The sequence below is a fragment of the Moraxella sp. HMSC061H09 genome (assembly GCF_001809255.1).
Lineage (GTDB): Bacteria > Pseudomonadota > Gammaproteobacteria > Pseudomonadales > Moraxellaceae > Moraxella > Moraxella catarrhalis.
Genome location: NZ_KV796824.1, coordinates 1 through 4,443, shown reverse-complemented (window position 1 = coordinate 4,443; position 4,443 = coordinate 1). Strand labels below are relative to the sequence as shown.

Below are 4,443 nucleotides of genomic sequence, written 5' to 3'. Positions count from 1 at the left end.
AAGCGATTCATGGTGGACTGTCCTTGTTGTTTGGTATATGCGTTAAAATAATTTGGTAAGTATAAATATTTTCTGATATGATGACAACATCTTTCTATAATGTTACAAAAATATTGCTTCCTATGTCACTCATAAGTCAAGGACAGGACAAACCCATGCGTTTTATACCTTTTGCTGTAACTCTTTTATCTTTTACTGGCTTCTCCATCTTTTCTGTGGCCAAAGCTCAGATTGCACCAGACCCAACCAAAGCAAATCTTTCTGCAATAACCGATGATCGTCGTCAGGCGGCTCTTGCACATTTAGCAAGACAAGATTTGGCAGCAACAGATGACGACATGGGTGTCGATATCAATCAAACCAATATCAACCAGCCAAATTGGCAAGATGACAAGAATGGCGATTCATGTTTTTTGGTTGATGAGATTGACTTTGTGATTGAGGGTGGAGAAGATAAACATATTCTGGGTATGACGCCGAGCAATTTACGCAGCTTCTTGCTATCGCCCCTGTTGGACTGGACAAAGCCAACATATGCTCTTAATCACTGCATCAACAATCACAACCTATCTTTAATTGTAGATATTGCCCATAATGAATTACTAAAGCGTGGTTATTTAACTAGCAGTATTAGCATTGAAGAGCAGGATTTAGCAACTAAAAAACTCACTTTAACAGTCCATGCTGGCAAGGTGAAAAAGGTGATATTGGCCGATGCTAGCAAAACGCCAACTTATGTCAAAGCCGCCATTCCTCTTAAGTTCAATCAAGCCTTTCGTCTGTCATATTTAGAACAAGGTCTAGATAATTTAAAACGCATCGATCCAACGGCAACCGCGCAGATTATACCAAGCAGCTCCAGTAATGTCGCAAATGATATTGACATTAACACCACAAACCTTGGTTTTAGTGATTTACTCATTAGGATGGACCGCAGTCAAAGCGCTGTATTTGGCATTAATATTGATAACAGTTTATCCAAAGATTATGGCAATTATCTGATTTCTGCTAATGTTCGTGCTAACAACCTCATGCATCTTAACGATGAATGGAATCTTTCTGCCAACTATCCATTGGCGCGCCTGATTGACGCTGCCCAAAATGATCTTGGGGTTCAGGTGGGCAAGGATAGGCAGGTTAATTATCACGCTTCCTTGACTATTCCTTATGGATTGTATAAATTTTCTGCCACACACAGCCACCACCAATACCAGCAATTTCTTGAAGGGCTTCATGCGCCCTTGACTTATCATGGCACCAGCAAGACAAGCTCAATTGGATTGTCTCGTTTATTGCACCGTGATGGCAATCAAAAGACTGAAGGTTATATAAAGGTTAATCACAAACGAAGCAGTAATTATATTGATGATGTTAATCTTGAAGTGCAAAACCGCCGCACAACAGGATATAACATTGGCATCACTCATCAGCATCATCTTCACCAAGGTGGTTATTTGTATGCCAACTTGGATTATCAGCAAGGAACAGGGGCGCTAAAAGCAAAGCCTGCACCTGAAGAGCATATTTATGATGCTTTTGGGCAACAACTACCCAGTGAGGGTTTTGCAAAAGCACCAATTTGGTCACTATACACCAGTTTCCAAAAGCCATTTGTGTTAAACAACCCAAATGATACTGAACAAGCGCAAGATAAAGCAACAGCAAATAAACCCATTTACACATCCATTCCTCTCACTTATACTGCTAGATTACAAGCCCAATATGCCAAACAACTTCCTGTACCATCTGATTTATTCTATTTGGGTGGCAGATATAGCATTAAAGGCATTAAAGAGGGAAATTATTTATCAGGAGAACATGGCTTTAGCCTATCCCAAGAACTTGCTTGGCAATTGCCATTACAGAATCTTAATCAGCACTTTAGTACAAATGCAAACAGCGCCCAGTTGTATGCAAGTATTGATCAAGGCTATGCCTATGGAAAAAACACTCTTAATAATCAACGCCATATCTTGGCTGGAGCGGTTGGTATGAGGTATTATTTTCAAGGCAGTCAAGATCCAAGAATTCAAGAAACACAAAATGGCTTGACTCATTTCAAAGAATCAAATACTTATCTAAATAACACACCAACCACAGCTCATTTGGATATATTCATTGGAAAAGGAATTAAGACGCCTGAATTTATGAAGAAAGAAACCGTCGTGGGTGTGAGTGCCAGCATTGAGTTTTAAGTCATATTATTTTTTGTAATGGAGTGGAAGATGACTCACTTTGCATTATCTAAGTGAGTCATTAAGGCTTCTTCGATAATGACGCGCATCGGTACGCCATGGCTGGCTGCTGCAACTTTAAGTCGCTGTGCTAAGGAAGCATCCAAATGAGCAATCACCGCCTTTCTTTCTGCCAAAGTTTTTTCACTGACGGCCAATGATTCTGAAAAATCTTGATGTTGCTTGTTGTCTCGAGTAAATTTCCCTTGCATTGCCATATAAGTCACCTTAATAATTTAATAAGTATAAAAATATTGAAATATTAAAAAATATTAAAATATTTAAGTTTACAAATATTTATCTTTATATTTATAAACTTATAAAAGATTATATTGTTAATAAGCTGGCAAAAATCTTGGTTAACTCAATCTTTTGCTTCGTGTGTTTTGTGCGAAAAATCGGTGCTAAATCATTAATGCTGTTCACATACTTCACGCTGTTCGACAGTGTAGAATTAATGACGGTCATGCCGTAAATACCACTTTGATTCCACCCCTAGTGAATAGATTTATATTTTGACAAACAAACTTGTTTGATATGCTTGCATGATAATGTTTATAATTTTTTGCGAAAAATACTTTAATGAAGTCTAGAAAGCGGCTTTGTCGGTGGCAAGACTTGGTTCAAAAAAGTACACGCCTTGAAACTTATGATGTAAATTTAAACAGAATTGGAGATTAAACCATGAGCCAAGAAATCATTGAGCGGGAAGATCGAAAAAACCATCCAAACGCTTATTGAGGAGTTAAAAAGTTTTAAAAATCAAGATTTGATTGTTATGGCAACCTCTGACGAGGGTAAAACCTTCAACTCGGTTAAGTTGGTCAGCAAGGGTTTTAAAGAACAAGACGATGGCGAAGTGGTTTATTGTGCTTTGCATATTTGACAGATAATACAAAAATCCACCGCCAAGGGTGGATTTTTGCTTAAGGTAAGATTAAGTTAGAAAAAGTGCTTCACAATCAAAGCAACTACTGCAAACAAGATGATGGAACAGGCAACCCAAGGATACCATCTGGCTTCTCTTTCAAGTGCAGCCGACTTTTCTTCCCATTCTTTTTCTCGTTCTTTTCGTTCTTGGGCTAGTTTCTCATAATAAGCCCTTTTCTCTCGATAATAAGCCACTTGTTCTTGATAGTATTTCTGTTGCCAATCTGCGGTGTCATCTGTCTGAGATTTGTGGGTTTCTTGCTCAAATCGCTGTTTGCACATTTCTTCAAATTTGCGAAAAAGTTCGTTCACTAGACGATCGAGCCGATCGGTTGTGGTAGTCATACTCACCCCCTTTGTTGGTGTTTGAAAATTCTTTTAGCCAAAAACTTCTGAATGGGAATTTAATCGAGCCAAATGCAAAATCCCATCATCAATCTTATAAATCAAAACTAAGTCATTGGCAACATGACAATCACACCAACCTTGCCAATTGCCAGTTAGTGCATGGTCCTTGTATTTAGCAGGCAAAGCTTCACTGCGACTAAGGCAAGCCAAAACCTCTACCAAGTTTGTTGTCAGCTTAATCTTGCGAACATCACGATCAAAGTTTTACTAGGCTTGATTTGCAACATCGCCATGCTCCGCCAAAAATTCATCAAGATTGGCGTATAGCGTACCACCACCATTGTCCAGTTCACGCATTGCAGAAATGGTCTTAGCATTTGGTTGGTAGTCAGCTTGATAGCTTAAGCTTAGGGGAAATTTGCAAGTTGCCACCAATTCCAAGAACAGCATTTTGACCGCTTGGCTTGGTGAAATGCCATAACCGTCCAGAATCACCTTTGCTTGGTTCTTTAAATCGTCATCAATGCGAATATTCAAATTGGTCATTGTCATAATTTAGGCTCGCATTGCACATAAATTTAATTACATTGTAAAATCATTTTGGGGCAAAATCAAGAATATATCCTAGATTATTAATTGATTTTTTTTGAGAGGTCTTGGCGGCTGCGACAGCTTGGGGGGGGGAAACACAAACTTTATAAACTGGTGTCTGTACAAAAACATCAAAAATCAACTTACTTTCATAATTTAATATTTATAAACTTATATATTTATATAAAAAACCACGCTATCTTAAAACTATCCCCATCTTTCTTTAGCCAAATATCTGTGTTATTATTCGCGATTATTTCTGCCTTATTGCCAAATTCATAATTCAGCAATAAAATTCAAAGGTCTTAAAACAACAAGGACAGTCCACCATGAATCGCTT

At 38.1% G+C, this 4,443-nt stretch carries 5 protein-coding genes and 1 pseudogene; 2 read left to right on the top strand and 4 right to left on the bottom strand.

All coding sequences use genetic code 11. The features are described from left to right. Positions 1-155: 155 nt before the first annotated feature. Positions 156-2,195: a ShlB/FhaC/HecB family hemolysin secretion/activation protein gene (locus tag HMPREF2573_RS00305; protein WP_070472110.1), complete on the top strand. Its 2,040-nt coding sequence runs from the start codon at positions 156-158 to the stop codon at positions 2,193-2,195. Between the two features lie 35 nt (positions 2,196-2,230). On the opposite strand, the gene HMPREF2573_RS00300 is transcribed toward HMPREF2573_RS00305, so the two are convergent. Continuing rightward, positions 2,231-2,452: a hypothetical protein gene (locus HMPREF2573_RS00300; RefSeq protein WP_003656609.1), complete on the bottom strand. Its 222-nt coding sequence runs from the start codon at positions 2,450-2,452 to the stop codon at positions 2,231-2,233. Positions 2,453-2,934: 482 nt separating this feature from the next. Here HMPREF2573_RS00300 and HMPREF2573_RS00295 point away from each other — a divergent pair, with 482 nt between their 5' ends. Next, complete coding sequence (locus HMPREF2573_RS00295; RefSeq protein WP_003656612.1) at positions 2,935-3,120, top strand: DEAD/DEAH box helicase family protein; 186 nt, start codon at positions 2,935-2,937, stop codon at positions 3,118-3,120. Positions 3,121-3,176: 56 nt separating this feature from the next. Here HMPREF2573_RS00295 and HMPREF2573_RS00290 read toward each other — a convergent pair whose 3' ends face one another. From HMPREF2573_RS00290 to HMPREF2573_RS00280, 3 genes and pseudogenes are all read right to left on the bottom strand, one after another. After that, the gene (locus HMPREF2573_RS00290; RefSeq protein WP_003656613.1) at positions 3,177-3,509 is read right to left on the bottom strand and encodes a hypothetical protein; all 333 of its coding nucleotides are present in this window, start codon (positions 3,507-3,509) and stop codon (positions 3,177-3,179) included. Positions 3,510-3,542: 33 nt separating this feature from the next. Further along, positions 3,543-3,761, bottom strand: a pseudogene (locus HMPREF2573_RS00285) (type II toxin-antitoxin system YafQ family toxin); the annotation flags it as partial. A gap of 18 nt (positions 3,762-3,779) precedes the next feature. Next, positions 3,780-4,064, bottom strand: a complete 285-nt coding sequence (locus HMPREF2573_RS00280; RefSeq protein ID WP_003656617.1) for a type II toxin-antitoxin system RelB/DinJ family antitoxin — start codon at positions 4,062-4,064, stop codon at positions 3,780-3,782. Positions 4,065-4,443 lie beyond the last annotated feature (379 nt).

Coding starts and splice junctions, on each gene's coding strand:
- HMPREF2573_RS00305 (WP_070472110.1), top strand. CDS start 156: ATGCGTTTTATACCTTTTGCTGTAACTCTTTTATCTTTTACTGGCTTC.
- HMPREF2573_RS00300 (WP_003656609.1), bottom strand. CDS start 2,452: ATGGCAATGCAAGGGAAATTTACTCGAGACAACAAGCAACATCAAGAT.
- HMPREF2573_RS00290 (WP_003656613.1), bottom strand. CDS start 3,509: ATGACTACCACAACCGATCGGCTCGATCGTCTAGTGAACGAACTTTTT.
- HMPREF2573_RS00280 (WP_003656617.1), bottom strand. CDS start 4,064: ATGACAATGACCAATTTGAATATTCGCATTGATGACGATTTAAAGAAC.